This is a genomic window from Bradyrhizobium sp. Arg237L (assembly GCF_029990105.1).
Classification (GTDB): domain Bacteria; phylum Pseudomonadota; class Alphaproteobacteria; order Rhizobiales; family Xanthobacteraceae; genus Bradyrhizobium.
This window is the reverse complement of record NZ_JAQMIL010000094.1, coordinates 17656-34360: the sequence shown is the minus strand read 5'-3', so window position 1 is coordinate 34360 and position 16705 is coordinate 17656. Positions and strand designations below refer to the sequence as shown.

The following is a 16705-nucleotide window of genomic DNA, read 5'->3' as shown; positions in this document are numbered from 1 at the left end:
GTCTGCGCCGAGATCGATGTTGCCAAGGAAACGATCCTACCCGCCGGTGACCTTCGCGGCCGCTTGCGCGTCGCTGCGCCGCTTTCCTTCGGCCCGACTCACCTTGCTCCCGTGTTCGCCGAAATGGCGCGGCGTCATCCCCAACTCCACATCCACACCTGCTACACTGATCGCTTCGTAGATCTCATCGCAGAGGGTTATGATTGTGCGATACGGCTTGGCCATCTTCAGGACTCTAACCTGATCGCAAGACGCGTCGGACCGATCTATGGGAAGTTAGTTGCGAGTCCGGAATATATCAAAGCGCACGGATCGCCTGAGACACCGGATGAACTCCTCACCCATCAAGCTCTCATGCAGGGTACTGAAACTTGGCAATTCATGGAGGGTGAAAAAGTTATCACGATCCGTCCCCAGGGGCGCTTCAAGGCTGACAACGGCACAGCTCTGGTCGCCGCCGCCCTAGCGGGGCTCGGCATCTCTTATCTCCCCGAGGGCCTCATCCACGAGCATCTCGCCTCTGGCGCGCTTGTTCCAGTCATGACGCGCCACCCAATACGCCCGGCAGGCGTATTTGTCGTCCGGCCGCCAGGTCAGCATCCCGCTCGCAAGGTAAGACTCCTCACCGAGATGCTGATCGAGTGTTTCGAGAAGGCTCCGCACGTCGTGGGCACTGCGCCTGTCTGAGTCGAGCACTGAGCTGAGATGAGTTTAGAAAAGCGCGCTGCCCTCCTAGCTCTCTCGAGCTTTCGTGAACGGATAAATCAACGCTCCTGACGCCATTTCCTGCGGGGCCACGACGACTTGCCGGGAACCGTCCCTGAACTGGTCGATACTGTGGCCATGGACGTTCTGGAACTGCACCTGCAACACGCGGGGATGCGTCCACTCGCCACGCGACCCGAAGGTGATGCTGCCCATAACTGTCGAGAACCCCGCGCGTCGCGTGAACTCAGAAAGCGCGGTGTCGTCCAGGCTTCCCGTGCCCTCAATAGCCTGGGCTATGACCTGCATCTGCGAGTAGGCCAACGGCGCCATATAGTGACCGAGTGGATCGACATCTGATCCTGCCGCACGCGACCTGTAGGTTTCCAATAGTTTACCAACGCCCTCGAAGGCCAAGGAGGGCGCCGGGACCCAATATTCATAGTTCACGATCCCGTTGAGCAGCGGCCCGAGCTTGCTCTTAACACCGGCATTCTGCGGGCCGATCATGCTTGCCCCCACCATCTTTGGTCGGAAGGGGTGGCTTTCGAGGGCTTGAACGAGATCGACCGTATCCTGGAGGTAGGAGCACAGGAACAGAAGATCGGATCCGCTTTGTGCCACGTCGTCGAGAAGCGGTGCGAAATCGCTGGTTGCGAGCGGATAGGTCGCCTCGTGGACTACCTCAAACCCGTACCTTGCCGCATTGGCTTTGGCGCCAAGGATCGGGTTCCGCGAAAAGACCGCGTCCGCTGAGAGCAGTGCCACGGTCGTCGGCCGAGGGGATTGCCGAGCGGCGGTTTCGAAGAAGCCCTCGGTAAGCGCGACGTTGGGGTCCGGTCCCGTCGGAATCATCGCGAAGTAGTTTTGGTACTTCAGCTCGTTGTTTGCGCCGAGAGCCATAAGCCCAACAAAGAAACGCTGGCGCGAGATGATCTCGGGCATGGCGGCGAGGTTGGTGTTGGTTCCGTAACCCCCGATGACGAGATCCACGCCGTCCTCGTCCATCAGGCGCGCGTATAGCGACGCCACGCGAGACGCATCCCCTTCGTCATCGTAGCGGACTAACTCCACCGGGCGTCCAAGAAGGCCGCCACGGCTATTCACGTCATCACGCCAGATGTCATGCGCGAGCTGCGCGGACTTACTGTTCCCCGATAGCGGTCCAGTGAGCGATAGACAGTAGCCAATCCTGATAGGCGACGAGTTGGACGTCATTGGTCAAGCACCCGGCTGATCAAGGAAAACATGGAGGGACCGGATGACACCACCCTCGATATGCGCCACATCGATGCCGGTCACGGCGGCGGGGCCGTCCGGCGGCCCGGCCCTCCACTGCAGCCGCCCGACGCCGTTGTGGCCGAGCGCCGGCCGGATCGCGCTGAACGCGAACTCTGGCGGCAGATGGGCGAGTAGTTCCGCTACAGCCTGCGAAATCGCATCATGACCTCGCACCGAACGCTGGGGCTCGTGAAGCTCCGCATCCTCGTCGTAAAGCTCACGGATCGCCTTGATGCGGCGCGAAGGATCGTGCTCCCCGAAAACGCGCGCGAGGTTGGGTTGCATCATCGCATCATAATCGATCGAGGTCTCCGACGACGATGCGATCCCCGCCGCGGGGACCTTGGCTTCATCCGACGCGAACACATCGCTGTCAGACCTGCCAGATCCGGCGGCGATACGGGCGGCGGCTTCCGCAATCCGCGATCTCGCCGTAGTTAGCGCGAATTCACGCGCTTCAGGTCCATAACCGATCTTCTCGGCATGAATGAAGGTGACGTCGGCGATCCCGACAAAGCCCAAGAGCTGCTTCAGGTAGGGTTCTTGGAAGTCGATCGCATTCGTCGGCCCCTCCGAATAGACCCCGCCCCGCGGCTCAATCACGATTGCGCGTTTGCCCGTTAGCAGTCCCTGCGGACCAGCCTCATTGTATGTGAACGTAACGCGCGGGCGCAGCACGTGGTCGAACCAAGCACGTAGCGACGAAGGGATACTAAAATTGTACATCGGGGCGCCAATCACGACGACGTCGGCGGCCTGCAGTTCGGCGATCAGCTCGTCCGAAAGGGCCTGCGTATTCAGTTCATCGTCCGTCCTGGCGACGGCCCTAACACCTGAAACGGTGGCGGGTGTGAGATGCGGGATCGACCCGTCGCCGAGGTCGCGGTAAGTGACGACGGCGCCGGGGTTCGCCTCCAACAAGCGTTGTACGACGTCCTCGACGAGGACCCGTGATACGGACGCTTCGCCCGAGACGCTACTATTGATGACGAGGATCTGGCGCACGCAATACTCCACTTTGCTACGACTAGCGACGTAACATTGCGGCATGTGCTCCTGTAGCGTCGCAAAGTGACTAGCTGTGTCGCGGAAAGTGGAACCCCACCCAGGTTCGCTTTCGCCAAGAGCAGTCGTTCGAGCTCGTCAAGGTTCCGAATTCGGTCATTCGCCCACAGGGTGAGAGACATCATCTGAGACTTCGTGGCGAAGCTTGGGCCCATTTGCGAGCCGCCGCCCTAGCGCGGCGATAAACGCGTCGTAGCGTACTTCGGAGATCAGCCCTCTCAATTGATGAAAACGGCCGATAGCGATGTCACGGACGCTGAATTGCGCGCGGCGGGCCGTCATCGATCGGCGCGGCAATTGCTGACTTACGCAAAACGCACACGCAAGCAACTGATCTCAGGCACTAAGAAGCGTCGCGAGGAGCAAACAAAAGCAGCTGGTTTGTCGGAATAGCCGCTGACCGCTTGTCGGAATGGCCGCCTCGCAAGATACCTAAGCTATTGAAAAGCTTGGTGGGCGCACCAGGGCTCGAACCCGGGACCCGCTGATTAAGAGACAGCTCCGGGTTGAGAACAATCAATGACTTGCCGGTCGCACCCCTGGGCTTATCCAGCCGAAAATGGGCGTTCGTCGCACGATCATATTGCACTGTCTTTGCTCTGGACTATCCATGCACCTCGAAACCTAAGCTGTTGCTCCGTCTCATTCCCCGCGAGTAAGCAATCCGCGCTTTCCGCTACCGACACCGAATTTTTGAGGCCAAAGCAGTCCTCATGGTGGCTTTTGGCCTTTCACCTACATGGCCATCAGCTCAAACGTCCGCTTGGCGACTATAGCGACCCTTTCTATGAAATCGCTTGCCATTGGTCGCTCCATCGTTCTGCAACGGCAGTCCCTATTGAGCGGCCATTACTGAACGCTCGGCCTATGGATTCGAATTCTGATCGATGGCTTTCTGTCGCGAGGTAGATTGCGCGACACTCCTCACGCTTCGCGATGGATTTAGCGGCCAAGTTCCAAAGGCTTGTTGGCGCTGTCGAGGAACTCAACCGTCGTAAACCACAAATCCGCATCTCCGACGTTTTCGAGGTCGTGGATCTTGTATTCGCCTTTTCCATAGACGAAGTGACGGGTCTCGCCAGCCGAATAGACGGCCTCGACGATCGTCCCATCCTCCGCATGCGACTGCGCCCTCCCCGGCGTCACTGCAGTCCAAAAATAGTCCAGTACATGGCGATGGAATCCAATGCGCTCGCCCGGAGCAAGCCGAATTTCCCAGACGCGTACGCGGTCCGTTTCCGACAAGAGCCGCGTGCCGACCCGGCCGTTGAACTGATTGGCGTCGAACTCCTTGCGAATGACATCGGGCCAAGAGGCCCAGCCCTTTTCGACCACATTAGCGTTCATTTTGGTTTCTCCTTGAGTTGGGTTCTCCGAGAAGCATCATTCGACGGCCAGGCCCGTCTGCGCGCGAACATGCTGCGCGCCAAACGATGCGCGGACCGAGGCAGCCGCCGCGCTGCGATCGAGCACCGACACCGCCCAGGACACGGCGAAGGCCAGCGGAACCGAGACGAGGGCTGGATTGTCGTAAGGAAACGGCGCGGGCCCGAGCTTGAACGTGGCGGTCCATACGCCCGGGCTGAGAGCGACCAGCCCGACTGATGCCAGTAAGCCGGCGAGCGATCCGCTCACTGCTCCCCGCGTCGTGAGGTCGGGCCAGACGATCGAGAGCAGTATGACCGGGAAGTTCGCGCTCGCGGCGATCGCGAACACCAGTCCGACCATGAACGCGATGTTCTGATTCTCGAACAGGACGCCCAGGCCCATCGAAAGCACGCTGATTGCGACTGCGGCCGCCTTCGATACGAGCACTTCCTCCTGCTCGCTCGCACGACCTCTGCGGATCACGCGCGCGTAAAGATCGTGGCTCGCCGCCGAAGCGCCCGCGAGCGTCAGCCCCGACACGACGGCGAGAATGGTCGCAAATGCCACCGCGGAGATGAACCCGAGCAGCAGCGATCCGCCGACGGCATCCGCCAGATGCAGGGCCACCATGTTGACGCCCCCGAGCAGCCCGCCCGACGCATCCCGAAACTGGGGATTCGCCGAAACGATCGCGATGGCGCCGAAGCCGAGCACGAAAAGCAGACTGTAGAAGATGGAGATGAATCCCGTTGCCACCAGCACCGACGTGCGAGCCTCACGAGCGTCGCTGACGGTGAAGAAGCGCATGAGGATGTGCGGCAGTCCGGCCGTACCGAAGATCAGGGCCAATCCGAGAGAGATCGCCGACACCGGATCCTTGACGAGACCGCCGGGGGCCATGATTGCGTCGGCTTTTGGATGCAAGGCGACGGCTTCCCGGAACAGAGCCTCCAGACTGAAGCCGAAATGTCCGAGAATCAGAACCGACATCAATACCGAGCCCGACATCAACAGCACGGCCTTGATGATCTGCACCCAAGTCGTCGCCAGCATGCCTCCGACAGTCACGTAGACCATCATCAGTACGCCCACGATGCCGACCGCGTAGATGTACGGAAGTCCGAACAATAGCTGGATGAGCTTTCCGGCCCCGACCAACTGCGCGATCAGATAGAAGACCACGATGACCAGGGTATTGACGCCGGCAACTGCCCTAACCGGCACTTCGGAGAGCCGATACGCCGCGACGTCGGCGAACGTATAGCGGCCGAGGTTGCGCAGCGGCTCTGCAATCAGGAACAGGATCATCGGAAAGCCAACGAGAAAGCCGATCGCGTAGATCATGCCGTCGTAGCCCGAGGTGTAGACGAGCGCCGTGACACCCAGGAACGTTGCGGCCGAGGTGTAATCGCCGGCAATTGCGAGCCCGTTCTGGACGCCTTTGAGACCGGCACCCGCAGCATAGAAATCCTTTGCCGTGTTCGTGCCCCGTCTCGCCGCCCATAGTGTGATGGCGAGACTGACCGCGACGAAGCCGAGGAACATGACAATCGCCGTTGCGTTCAGCGATTGCCGAGCGCCGCCCGCGGAAGTCAGCGCGTCCGCCGCTGCAGGCTCAGAAGCAAGTGCGACTGCGGTTGCGGTAAAGGCTGCGTAGCCCGAGCGCGCAATCATCGAAAATCCTCCAGCAGGAGCTGACTGAGCCGATCGAAACGGGAATTCGCCCGCCGGACATAGAGAGCGGTCAGCAGGAATCCGAAGGCGATCAGACCGACGCCGATCAGCACGCCCCAGGTCATCACGGTGCCGCTCCACAGCGGATGCGCGAGCAAACGGGGCCAGAATGCGACGGTCAGAATGTAGGCGAAATACGCGACCGTCATGACGATCGACATGCCGACGCCGAGGCGCGCGCGCTCGCTCGCGAGCTGTCTGAACGCGGAACTATTCTGAATGGCCTGTAGGTCCATTGGTTGGTCCCCTCCTCCTTTTTTGAATTCGGTCACGCAGCGATTCCCGTCGTGACAGCGGTCTCCGCCATCACCGCCTCGGGGGTGCGGTGGCGTTCCGCCATCGCCCGTTCTTCGGCAGTGGCAATCTGCGCCTGCATGTAGGCGCCGAGATCGCGGGCGCGGCGGACGACCGCGGCTCCGAACGGAAGCCGGGTCGACTCGAATTTCGCGAGCGCGGCGGGCAGATCGCGCGGATGGGCCCGCAATACGTCGACCAGAGCGGCCGCATCTCCCGCAGCTTTCGTCACTCCCATTCCGACGTGCGGCCTAGCCACGAAAGCCGCATCGCCCAGGATCACCGTTCGGGGTCCGAGGACCATTCGCGACGTCTCGAGATCGAGGATGGCCTGTATGAACGGCTGGTCCGTGAGGCGGACGACCTCGGCGAACTGCGGTGCAAGCAGTCGCTCCGCGTCCCGACGCATCGAGGCGATCACGTCGGGGCGTATCCGGATCGGCGGAATCGACAGTTCGTGCCGGACGCCGTCGATGTCCGTCAGGAGATCGGCCAACCCATGGCCGGAGTCGGCCGGACGGTACCAAACGAAATTGAAGCGACGTTCGCCGACATCCATCTCTTCGTTGGCGCCGGCGACGGGATAGCCGAGCATCTGCTCCCCGGGAGGGAGGCTGAAAGCGAACCAGTCGCACAGCTCCGCGCGGGTCCTCGGCGATAGTTTTCGTTCCTCGACGAGGCCGCGCCACGCGACGTAGCCGGCATATCTGGGATAGACATCCGCAGCGAGCTGCGCCCTGACGCACGAAAAAATGCCGTCCGCGCCGATCAGCAGATCTCCCGAAGCTTCGGAGCCGTCGGAAAACCGCGCCGCCACGCGGTCGTCAACCTCCGCAACCTCCACAAGGTTCTTGCCGTGATGGTAGTTCTCCGCCGGAAAGGCTGCCCTCAGAAGCCCATAGAGGTGCCCCCACGAGGTGAGGACCTGACGCAACTTGAGCTCGCCCTCGATGTGGCCGCTGCCATCGAGCACGCGCCGCCCCGGGACGGCGACCCCGACTGCGGCCGCTTCCGTGTCGATGCCAGCTCTCCCCAATACCTCGAACAACTCGCGATGAGTGACGATTCCCGCGCCTCGGCCTGCCAGTTCGGCGCCGATACGTTCGTATACGTCGACCTTCCAACCTTCCCGGCGCAGCAGCAATGCCGCGAACAGTCCGGCCATGGATCCGCCGATCACCAGTGCCTTCGGCCGCGTTTTGCCCGTCCAGCCATCGTTCGTCATGAGCAGCCTCCCTTGCGGTGCGGTCGGACGGGAGTTGTCGGCCCGCTATTTATCGTTTGATCAATTATCGAGGCGGCATTGACTTGAGTCAATGACTATTTATCGATCGATAAACAAAAAGTGACGAACCGGCTGGCGGGATCGGACAGGACGGGAAATCGGTGTATGAAGTTGCAGAACCGCACTCAAGCCCACGAATCAGGTGTGAAGAAGCCGAACAGAGCGCGTCCCAGAACGCCTATCCGAGAGCAGCAGAGGCTGGACCCGTCCGAGCGGGAGGCCATTATCGCGCGAGAAGCGGTCTCGTTCTTCGCCGAGCACGGGTTCGAAGGACAGACCCGCGAACTCGCGAGGCGCCTGCGTATCACCCAGCCCCTGCTCTATCGCTATTTTCCGAGCAAGGAAGCCCTCATCGAGCGGGTCTATCAGGAGGTTTTCGTCGAGCGCTGGAAGCCGTCGTGGGAGAAAATCATCACCGATCGTTCGGTCCCCCTTAAGACCAGGCTGATCCAGTTCTATCGCGAGTACGCCGAGGTCATTCTCACCTATGAGTGGATCCGCCTGTTCATGTTCGCGGGCCTGAAGGACCTAGGATTGAACGCCCGCTATCTCAGAATGCTGCGCGAACGCGCGTTCGAAAAGGTGATCGAGGAGATCAGGCTCGAATACGGGCGTCCCTCCACCCGCGAACTCCCGATTACCGTTCTCGAAATCGAGATGGTGTGGGGGCTTCATGCGGCGATCTTCTATCTCGGAGTACGCCAGTTCATCTATTCGATGCCGCTCGAAACGGACGTCAATTCGATCATTGATGCGAAGGTGGCGACGTTCCTCGGCGGCGTCCGCTCCGTTCTGCCGGCGAAGGAAAAGGGCTAGAGCATTTTCGGTTCTGATTGAATCAGAACCGAAGCTCTAGATTCTTGTTTTGACGCGTTTTCTTCACGCGAACCGGTGTCCACTTCGCTCGAAAACGCTCTAGCCGATCACGACCCTATCGCTCTTTTTATGCGCGCCGACGTAATGGGAAGATCGTGGAACCGGACGCCTGTCGCATCCCTGATTGCGTTGGCAAGGGCTGCTCCCGTCGGCCCTTGCGCAGCCTCGGCGACGCCATAGAAGGCGTCGCCCGGCCGATCCACCAGATGGACTTCGACCGACTCGGGGACGCGATCGAACCGCATAATCGGATAGGCCGACCAGTCCACCGATGTGACGCGAGTACGGTCGAACGTCACCCGCTCGAAGAGCGTCCAGCTCATCGCCTGCAGGATGCCACCTTCGATTTGATTGCGGACGCCATCCGGATTCACGATCTGCCCCGTATCCACCGCCGCCACGATGCGACGGACACGAATGACACCGTTTAGCCGGGAAAGCTCGATCTCGACGGCCACCCCGCACCAGGCCTCGAGATTCTTGTAGCGCGCAAAGCCGAACCCGAACCCGGTGCCTTCCGAGGACTTAGCCCGTGCGGTCCACCCAAAACGCGAGGCCGCTTTCTCGATGACATCGCGCGCGCGTGGATCTTCAATGTGCCGAAGCCGAAACGCCACGGGATCCTGACGTGAACGAACCGCCAATTCGTCGAGGACGCTTTCGATCGAGAGGACGTTTAGATAACCGCCCAAGGAGCGCATCGAAGAGCCGCGCAAGGGCATGTCGGGCAGGAAGTGGCTGATCACCTTGCAGTTCGCGATCGCGTAGAGCGGGATTGCGTTCCTGTCACCGCCACCTTCGGGCTGCGCAAGGGCTACGGCTGGCGCGGGCGGGAAAGCGTCCGACTTCAGTCGGGCCGCGATCAGCGTGCCCGGCGGCCCGGGTCGCATCATGTGCGACTGGCTCCACACTTCGTGGTGCCAATCAGCAATCGCGCCGTCCGCGCCGACCGCCGCGTTCAGCTTGACCACCATGCCGGGCCCGAACGGATCCCACGCGTGCTCCTGTTCACGCATCAGTTGGACCCTGACCGGCCGACCGGGTGCTGCCAGAGCCAGCATCGCCGCGTCGGCCGCGACGTCGTCGGCGCCGTTGTGGCCATAGCAGCCGGCACCTTCCGCATGGATGCAGCGCACGTTCTCGGTGGGCATCCGCAGCATGCCGGCGATCGCATCGCGAAGGAAAAACACGCCCTGGGTATGGGTCCAAACCGTGAGCTTTCCGTCCTGGAACTGCGCAACCGCGCACGACGGCCCAATCGATCCATGCGTAAGATAAGGTCTGCTGAAGGTCCCCTCGACCAGGATTCCCGGCCCGCCGGGATTTCCCGTGTCGTGAATCGTGGTGTCGCGCGAAGGCAATTTCATCAGCGCGGCCGGCAAATCCACCTCGTCCGGCAGCTCCTGCCGTTCGATCCAATTCGTCGTGGCCGCGAGAGTTCGCATTCCCTGCACTGCGGCCCATTCGCGTTCCGCAATTACGCCGAGGAAATTGCCGTCCCGCACGACCTTGACGATGCCGCTCATCCGCTCGACCCGCGCGACATCGCAGTCCCGCAACGTGGCGCCGTAACTCGGCGGGCGAACGACGCGACCGTGCAGCATCCCCTCTGGACGTAGATCCTGGACGTAGGCAGCCCCACCGTTCACTTTGGCGGGAATATCGACCCTTGGCACGGGTCGGTCCATCACGGTGAAGTCTGCCGGCGAGGTCAAGCGCGAGATCGGCTTAGCGTCGACCGACAGCAGTTGATCGCTCACCAATTCGCCGTAACCAAGCCGCACGCCGTCAGCACCAAACACCTCGCCGTCGCGTACCTGCAGCGAGCTGGCGGGTACGCCGAATCTGCGGGCCGCTTCGTCCCGGAGCAGTTCGCGCGCTTGCGCCGCCGCATTCCGAATCGCGGTGCCGGAGTCCTGCATCGAGTGGCTGGCAGCCGTGTAGCCTTCATTGGGCGTCCGCGCGGTGTCGGCCGTGACCAGCGAGAGCCGATCGAGCGGCAACTTGAGTTCCTCTGCCGCGACCTGAAGAAGCGCGGTCTTGAGGCCCTGTCCGAGTTCGGCCTTGCCGGTGAGGATCGTCGCGGCGCCCGACGCGTCGATGCGAATCCAGGCGTCGATTCTCGGGTTGTCGTCGAGGCTTCCCGGCAAACCGTGCTTCGAGGGTCCTGCACCCGTGCCGGTTTCGGTCTGTGCATACGCCCCGGAAAACCGGAAGGCGACGATGAGCGCACCGGCGCCGGCCAGAACGCTGCGCCGAGAGACAGCATGCGTCATCGTTCCGTCCTCGCGTCGGCCGTCTTCGGCCGCATCTCTTCTGCGGCGCGCCGGATCGCACGCAAGATTCGCATGTGCGTGCCGCATCGACAAAGATGAGGCTGCAGCTCCGCTCTGATCGACTCATCGGTGGCGTGCGGATCGCGACTCAGCAACGCATGAGCACGCATCATCATGCCGGGAATACAGTAGCCGCATTGTGCGGCCTGCTCGGTGATGAAGGCGCGCTGCATCGGGCCAAGCGCGTCCTGGCTCCCGATTCCTTCCAACGTGGTGACCGTCCGTCCCTCCAACACCATCACCGGCGTTACACAGGAGAAGACGGCCTTGCCATCGACGATGACCGTGCAGGCGCCGCATTGCCCGAGCCCGCAACCGTATTTCGCGCCGTTCAGACCGAGTTCGTCCCTGAGAACGTAGAGCAGCGGAGTGTCAGGGCTCGCCTCGATGGATCGGCGCTCGCCGTTGACGATCAAAGTTGTCATGTTGCTTTACCGAGCCTCCTAAGTCCTTGTTCGGTCCGACTCACCGGCCACCTCTTGCTTTCGCGACCGCTTTCGCAAACCCGTCCCACTGCCGCTTTCCGGCAAACCGGGTACGCAAATAGTTGGCAAGATCGGAGATCTGCCGGTCGTCTAGGACATCACCGAAACCGGGCATGATAGGACGTGCGGAAGCGCCGCTAGCCGCCGGTATTCCCCGCACAACCAGATTGACCAGGTTGGTGGGCACCTCGTCCGTAACCGCTGTGGAGAGATCGAGTCTCGAGCCGCCTAGCGGCAAGGGTCTGTCGGCATCGTGGCACGACGCGCAGACGGTGGCGTAGATCGCGCCGCCCGGCTCTGATGGGATGGAGGGCGTCGCCGCCTGAGCGCCGCCGGCGTGCGGCAAGCGTCCCGGACCAGAACGAGTCCTCTCCACATCATTCCGCCCCTCGCCTTTGCCGAGAGAGACAAGATAATGGGCCATTGCCCTTACGTCCGCGGGGTCGACCTGCGAGAGGTTGTTGGCCACGTTCGCCATGGGTCCTTGAGCGGTCCCATGCAAAGCGTGCCAGCCGCGCGCGAGATAGTCCGCCAGGGCGGTTTCGTCCCATGCGACCGGCGATCGTGAGCTTCGACCGAGCGCATAGGCGCGCCAACCTTCGGCTTCGCCTCCTGCGAAACCGGCCGACGTCTTTTCCGCACCGAGGAGATTTCGGGGGGAATGGCAGGCGCCGCAGTGGCCGAGTCCCTCCACCAGATACTTCCCTCTATTCCACCTCTCATCCTTCGATGGGTCCGCGACGAACCGCGCCTGACGAAGGAAGAGAAGCTTCCAGCCGGCCAGCGTCAGACGAACGTTGAGAGGAAACGGAAGCTCGTTGGGCGGCGCCGATGATTTGACCGGATCGATCGACATGAAGAAGGCGTACAACGCCTTCGCGTCGTCGTCCGATACGCGCGTGAAATGGTCGTACGGAAAAGCCGGGTAGAGGTGGCGACCTTCACGATCCACGCCGGACCGCAAAGCACGAATGAAGGCCTGCTCCGACCAGCGCCCGATGCCCGTCTCCGGATCGGGTGTGATATTGGTGGAGTAGATCGTTCCGAAGGGCGTCGGCATCGCAAGCCCTCCGGCGTATGGGAGTCCGCCGGGTGCGGTATGACATGTGGCACAGTCTCCAAGGAGAGCAAGACTGGCTCCGCGGCGCACCGCTGCACGATCCGGCTCGCCTAGCGACCGCGCATCGACGGGCGGAATTGGCGATTCCAACGCACAAAAAAGTGACACCGTCCCGCCGATCACTCCAATGGCAAGCAGTGCAAGCAGAACGGACCTGAGATTCATCGCCCTCCCCTCCGAGATGCGATCGCGATATCAGGCCGGTACTGGCGCCATCTTTTCAGTTTCATGCGGGACTTGCACAATGTCCCGATCACGGCTCGACGAGCCAATCCAAAGCGTGCGCACGGAATCCAATACGCTCGCGCGTCCGCAGCGTAAGGATCGAACGAACACTCTTCCGCCTGAAAAGCGAGCGCGCGGACAAGGCGGCTATCGCCAAGACCATTGCGGCCACGTGCCGACGCAGCCATCGGCACATAGGAGCCATCCATCTTTGACGATCCCTTGTTATTTATCGATTGATAATTAACTCTCGATCGTGCTCGAGGTCAAGTGTCGGGCGCGCGGAACCGAGACTGCGTGCCGACGAAACGAGGATTTGCCGCCATGTCAACGTCAACGATTGCGACGGACCAACAGGTCCCCGAACTCACCCGCGCGCGCACGTTCGCCATGGCGGTTTGCGCCGGGATCGCGGTCGCAAACATCTACTACAACCAGCCTCTGCTCGGCCTGATCGAGGCAAACTACCCGAACTCCTCGACAATCGGTCTCATACCCACAGCCACACAATTCGGTTACGCGGTTGGTCTCCTCTTGTTGGTTCCCTTGGGCGACCTTGTCGAGAGACGGCGTCTCATCGCCGTGCAATTCGTCGCTCTAGCGGCGGCTCTAGCATTCGCCGCCGTCGCTCCGTCCACGCTCGCGTTGATCGCGGCATCGCTCGTGCTGGGCGTCGCAGCCACCGTGGCCCAACAGATCGTCCCATTCGCCGCGACGCTTGCCGATGACCGCACAAGGGGCGCCGCAGTTGGAACGGTCGTGAGTGGAATCTTGGGTGGCATTCTCCTCAGCCGCACGATAGCCGGGTTCGTCGGATCGCATTTTGGATGGCGCGAGATGTTCTGGCTCGGCGTCCCGTTGGCGCTCGGCGCTGCCGTACTGGTCCGTTTGATCCTGCCGCGCCACCATGTGACGCAAAGCATCGGATACCCTGCCGCGCTGCGTTCGCTCGTTCACCTGCTCGTCGAGGAACCGGCGCTTCGACTGGCGGCGGCAACGCAAGCGATGCTGTTCGCCTCATTCATCGCCTTCTGGACCGTCCTGTCCCTGCACCTTCAGGAAGCCGCCTTCGGACTCGGACCGGAAATCGCCGGCCTGTTCGGCGTCATCGGTGCGTCGGGCATCCTCGCTGCGCCTCTCGCAGGTCGAGTGGCCGACAAGCGGGGTCCGCACCTGGTCATTGTGATCGCGGCCGCCGTATCGCTTTCCTCCTGGATCGTCTTCGCGGGCTGGGACGTCATCGCGGGATTGGTCGTCGGGGTGGTGTTGCTCGACGTCGGCGTGAACGCTGCGCTGGTTTCAAATCAGCACCTGATCTTCGCGCTCCGTCCGGAGGCACGGAGCAGGCTGAACACCGTGTTCATGACGGCAATGTTCGTCGGCGGTTCACTCGGATCGCTCGGGGCAAGTTGGGCATACGCGCATCTGTCCTGGCTCGGCGTCTGCGGCTACGGGGCTGCGCTTGCGACAGCGGGTCTGCTCCTGCAGCTACCGACGCTTTCGTTCCGACCCGGCAAGGCATCGCGTCACTGACGTGACGGACCCATTCGAAGCTGCAAATCGGGAGTGGCGGATGAGTTGGCATGCCGATCATGACTTCACGGTTACGATCAGCGGCGGGTCGATTGCCGGGCTTTGCAACGCCATTGCGCTTCGAAGGCTCGGCGCGACCATAAGGGTTCATGAACGCGTGCCCGGCCCGATGATGGCCCGAGGAGCCGGGATCGTTGTCCAACGCGAACTGACCCGATTTTTCGCGGAAAATGGCGTACGCCCACTCCCCTTCACGTCCTGCCGCGGGAGGCGATATCTCGATCACAACGGCGGAGACGGCGTCCTGCAGGAGATGCCGCAGGAATTCACCTCCTGGGAAGCCATCCACGCAGCGCTGCGGGCCGCCGTTCCGGATGAATGCTATCGCGCGGGCTCCGAGGTGACGACCGTGATCCAGACCGGCTCCAAGGTCTCGGCGACCCTCGGCGACGGCACCGTGGTCGAAAGCGATCTGTTCGTAGCCGCCGACGGTTCGGGCTCCGCAACGAGGCGAGCAATGCTTCCCGACGTCGAGGCGGGATATGCCGGCTACGTTGCCTGGAGGGGCACGCTGGATGAAAGCGACGTGCCTCCCGATCTTCTGTCCTTCTTCGACGACCTTTTCACTTTCTCCGAGGCCCGCAGCGGCGGCCACATGCTTGTGTATTTCATCCCTGGAAAAGACGGCGCCGTCACGACCGGATCGCGGCGCCTCAATTGGGTCTGGTATGTGCATGTCGCTCTAGCCGACCTCGCGAACGTGCTGACCGACAGGAACGGCGTACGGCATCGATCCTCGCTTCCGCGAGGTACGACGCCGCAGAGCACCGTTGCCGCGCTGAAGGCGCGTGCCTTGCGCGAGCTTCATCCGAAGATGGCCGCACTAATCTCGGAAACGCGCGATCCTTTCCTCCAGACGATCCTCGACGTGACGGTGCCGAAGACTCTGTTCGGTCGAATCCTGCTGGCCGGCGACGCAGCGTTCGTCGCACGCCCCCACACCGCGGGGGGAACCGCCAAGGCAGCCTACGAGGCCTCCGTTCTCGCACGCGCTCTGAAGTCGGCGCGCGCGAACGTCGACGTCGCGCTCCAGTCCACCGAGCGGCTGCAGCTCGAATACGGGAGCGCTCTCTACCAATACGGTCTTGCGCTGGGAAATCGCTGGTCGCGCGAAAGAAGCACCGACTAGCCCGATCGACCAGGATCCGAAACTCGAAGGAATGTGAAATATGGCAGATCTCTTTCATCCGACGACCCTGGGCGATCTCGATCTCGCCAACAGGATAGTCATGGCCCCGATGACGCGCTCGCGCGCCGACGAGCGGGGCATCATCAATCCCTCGGCGTCGGAATACTACGCCGCGCGCGCGAGCGCCGGCCTCATCATTACCGAAGGCGTCAACGTGGGACCGATGTCCCTCGCGTTCGACCGGACGCCCGGTCTGTGGACCGACGAACAGACCGAGGGATGGAAAGCGGTCGTCGGTCGTATCCACAAAGAAGGGGGGCGCGTTGTCGCGCAGCTCTGGCACGCCGGACGCGCGAGTGCGCGTGGCCTGCTGTCCGACAAGCAACCGCCGTCTCCGTCGGGCGTGAACGACGATCTGGATCGGCTGCAGGTGTGGGCGCTCCTTGCCAACGGCGCATATGTGCGGATCACCGCTACGCCGTCGCGCGCGATAACTCTCGGAGAGATTCAAGGCGTCGTGAACGAATTCAGGCTCGCGGCCGCTAACGCCGTTCGCGCAGGATTCGATGGCGTCGAGATCCACGGCGCCAACGGCTATTTGATACATCAGTTCTTGTCCCCGGCCATCAATCTGCGAACCGACGACTATGGCGGGAGTGTCGAAGGACGGTTTCGGCTGCTTCAGGAAATTGTCTCGGCGATTTCCGATGTCATACCGCGTTCGCGGATAGGACTGCGGCTATCACCCTTCGCCGATTACAACAGCACGCGGGACCCGAAACCGGAGGAGACCTATGGGCCACTCGCGCAATGGCTGGAGACTGCCGGACTTGCATACCTGCACCTCGCCGACACCAACGCCTGGACCGGGGCGCCTGACTACGAAAGGATGCTTCCGATATTCCGCGCACACTATCGCGGCCCGCTCATCGTCAACGCAGGTATCACCCCCGAGCGCGCCGCCCGGATCGTCAACTCCGGCGAGGCGGACGCGGTTGCTTTCGGTCGTCTCTTTCTCGCCAATCCGGACCTTCCGGCGCGGATTCGAGCCGGCGGCCCCTACAACTCACCGCAACCGTTCGGGATATATGGCGGTTCGGATTCCGGATATCTCGACTATCCGAGCCTCAAGACCGTCAGCAGAGAGACCGCTACGCGAGCTTAGTGCTGGCAGAACCGAGGAGGTCGACGGCAGCCATGGAGGCTCCT

The 16705-nt window shown here is 62.1% G+C and carries 14 protein-coding genes, 1 tRNA gene and 1 pseudogene; 5 read left to right on the top strand and 11 right to left on the bottom strand.

Going from position 1 to position 16705, the window contains the following annotated elements; translation table 11 throughout:
• Positions 1 to 687, top strand: a 687-nt coding sequence (locus OZ411_RS38175) for a substrate binding domain-containing protein (RefSeq protein ID WP_282532071.1), incomplete at its 5' end; no start/stop codon positions are given.
• A gap of 45 nt (positions 688 to 732) precedes the next feature.
• Here OZ411_RS38175 and OZ411_RS38170 read toward each other — a convergent pair.
• The 8 genes and pseudogenes from OZ411_RS38170 to OZ411_RS38135 all read right to left on the bottom strand — a co-directional run bounded on the left by OZ411_RS38170 (position 733) and on the right by OZ411_RS38135 (position 7672).
• Positions 733 to 1923 carry an amino acid ABC transporter substrate-binding protein gene (locus tag OZ411_RS38170; RefSeq protein ID WP_282532070.1) on the bottom strand — a complete coding sequence of 397 codons (1191 nt, stop codon included), beginning with the start codon at positions 1921 to 1923 and terminating at the stop codon, positions 733 to 735.
• A 3-nt stretch (positions 1924 to 1926) separates the two neighbouring features.
• The gene (locus OZ411_RS38165) at positions 1927 to 2991 is read right to left on the bottom strand and encodes an NAD(P)H-dependent oxidoreductase (protein ID WP_282532069.1); all 1065 of its coding nucleotides are present in this window, start codon (positions 2989 to 2991) and stop codon (positions 1927 to 1929) included.
• 156 nt (positions 2992 to 3147) lie between these two features.
• Positions 3148 to 3249: pseudogene (locus tag OZ411_RS38160) on the bottom strand (CopG family transcriptional regulator); the annotation flags it as partial.
• A gap of 252 nt (positions 3250 to 3501) precedes the next feature.
• Positions 3502 to 3590 (bottom strand) — tRNA-Lys (locus OZ411_RS38155).
• A 403-nt stretch (positions 3591 to 3993) separates the two neighbouring features.
• Positions 3994 to 4398 carry a hypothetical protein gene (locus OZ411_RS38150; RefSeq protein WP_282532068.1) on the bottom strand — a complete coding sequence of 135 codons (405 nt, stop codon included), beginning with the start codon at positions 4396 to 4398 and terminating at the stop codon, positions 3994 to 3996.
• A 36-nt stretch (positions 4399 to 4434) separates the two neighbouring features.
• Positions 4435 to 6093: a cation/acetate symporter ActP gene (actP, locus tag OZ411_RS38145; protein WP_282532067.1), complete on the bottom strand. Its 1659-nt coding sequence runs from the start codon at positions 6091 to 6093 to the stop codon at positions 4435 to 4437.
• Entirely contained in the window at positions 6090 to 6425 is a 336-nt protein-coding gene (locus tag OZ411_RS38140; protein WP_282532066.1) for a DUF485 domain-containing protein, read from the bottom strand. The genes actP and OZ411_RS38140 overlap by 4 nt, the downstream gene beginning before the upstream one ends.
• Positions 6422 to 7672 carry an FAD binding domain-containing protein gene (locus tag OZ411_RS38135; RefSeq protein WP_130579863.1) on the bottom strand — a complete coding sequence of 417 codons (1251 nt, stop codon included), beginning with the start codon at positions 7670 to 7672 and terminating at the stop codon, positions 6422 to 6424. The genes OZ411_RS38140 and OZ411_RS38135 overlap by 4 nt, the downstream gene beginning before the upstream one ends.
• Positions 7673 to 7837: 165 nt before the next feature.
• Between OZ411_RS38135 and OZ411_RS38130 the strand changes: the two genes are divergently transcribed.
• Positions 7838 to 8548: a TetR/AcrR family transcriptional regulator gene (locus OZ411_RS38130; protein ID WP_282532065.1), complete on the top strand. Its 711-nt coding sequence runs from the start codon at positions 7838 to 7840 to the stop codon at positions 8546 to 8548.
• A 107-nt stretch (positions 8549 to 8655) separates the two neighbouring features.
• Here OZ411_RS38130 and OZ411_RS38125 read toward each other — a convergent pair whose 3' ends face one another.
• The 3 genes from OZ411_RS38125 to OZ411_RS38115 are packed head-to-tail and all read right to left on the bottom strand — an operon-like array spanning position 8656 to position 12714.
• A complete protein-coding gene (locus OZ411_RS38125; RefSeq protein WP_282532064.1) occupies positions 8656 to 10884 on the bottom strand; it encodes a molybdopterin cofactor-binding domain-containing protein in 2229 nt (742 codons plus the stop codon).
• The gene (locus tag OZ411_RS38120) at positions 10881 to 11369 is read right to left on the bottom strand and encodes a (2Fe-2S)-binding protein (RefSeq protein ID WP_282532063.1); all 489 of its coding nucleotides are present in this window, start codon (positions 11367 to 11369) and stop codon (positions 10881 to 10883) included. Before OZ411_RS38120 ends, OZ411_RS38125 begins: the two co-directional genes overlap by 4 nt.
• A gap of 40 nt (positions 11370 to 11409) precedes the next feature.
• Positions 11410 to 12714, bottom strand: a complete 1305-nt coding sequence (locus OZ411_RS38115) for a cytochrome c (RefSeq protein WP_282532062.1) — start codon at positions 12712 to 12714, stop codon at positions 11410 to 11412.
• A 384-nt stretch (positions 12715 to 13098) separates the two neighbouring features.
• On the opposite strand from OZ411_RS38115, the gene OZ411_RS38110 reads away from it, so the two are divergent.
• From OZ411_RS38110 to OZ411_RS38100, 3 genes are read left to right on the top strand one after another with little or no spacing between them, the layout of a single operon-like run.
• Positions 13099 to 14307 (top strand): MFS transporter, encoded by a 1209-nt coding sequence (locus tag OZ411_RS38110; protein WP_282532061.1) that lies wholly within the window; start codon positions 13099 to 13101, stop codon positions 14305 to 14307.
• 40 nt (positions 14308 to 14347) lie between these two features.
• On the top strand, positions 14348 to 15496 hold the full coding sequence (locus OZ411_RS38105) for an FAD-dependent monooxygenase (protein ID WP_282532060.1): 1149 nt from the start codon (positions 14348 to 14350) through the stop codon (positions 15494 to 15496).
• Positions 15497 to 15536: 40 nt separating this feature from the next.
• The gene (locus OZ411_RS38100) at positions 15537 to 16661 is read left to right on the top strand and encodes an alkene reductase (protein ID WP_282532059.1); all 1125 of its coding nucleotides are present in this window, start codon (positions 15537 to 15539) and stop codon (positions 16659 to 16661) included.
• Positions 16662 to 16705: the final 44 nt, after the last annotated feature.

Coding starts and splice junctions, on each gene's coding strand:
- OZ411_RS38100 (WP_282532059.1), top strand. CDS start 15,537: ATGGCAGATCTCTTTCATCCGACGACCCTGGGCGATCTCGATCTCGCC.
- OZ411_RS38150 (WP_282532068.1), bottom strand. CDS start 4,398: ATGAACGCTAATGTGGTCGAAAAGGGCTGGGCCTCTTGGCCCGATGTC.
- OZ411_RS38130 (WP_282532065.1), top strand. CDS start 7,838: ATGAAGTTGCAGAACCGCACTCAAGCCCACGAATCAGGTGTGAAGAAG.
- OZ411_RS38120 (WP_282532063.1), bottom strand. CDS start 11,369: ATGACAACTTTGATCGTCAACGGCGAGCGCCGATCCATCGAGGCGAGC.
- actP (WP_282532067.1), bottom strand. CDS start 6,093: ATGATTGCGCGCTCGGGCTACGCAGCCTTTACCGCAACCGCAGTCGCA.
- OZ411_RS38125 (WP_282532064.1), bottom strand. CDS start 10,884: ATGACGCATGCTGTCTCTCGGCGCAGCGTTCTGGCCGGCGCCGGTGCG.
- OZ411_RS38170 (WP_282532070.1), bottom strand. CDS start 1,923: ATGACGTCCAACTCGTCGCCTATCAGGATTGGCTACTGTCTATCGCTC.
- OZ411_RS38135 (WP_130579863.1), bottom strand. CDS start 7,672: ATGACGAACGATGGCTGGACGGGCAAAACGCGGCCGAAGGCACTGGTG.
- OZ411_RS38105 (WP_282532060.1), top strand. CDS start 14,348: ATGAGTTGGCATGCCGATCATGACTTCACGGTTACGATCAGCGGCGGG.
- OZ411_RS38115 (WP_282532062.1), bottom strand. CDS start 12,714: ATGAATCTCAGGTCCGTTCTGCTTGCACTGCTTGCCATTGGAGTGATC.
- OZ411_RS38110 (WP_282532061.1), top strand. CDS start 13,099: ATGTCAACGTCAACGATTGCGACGGACCAACAGGTCCCCGAACTCACC.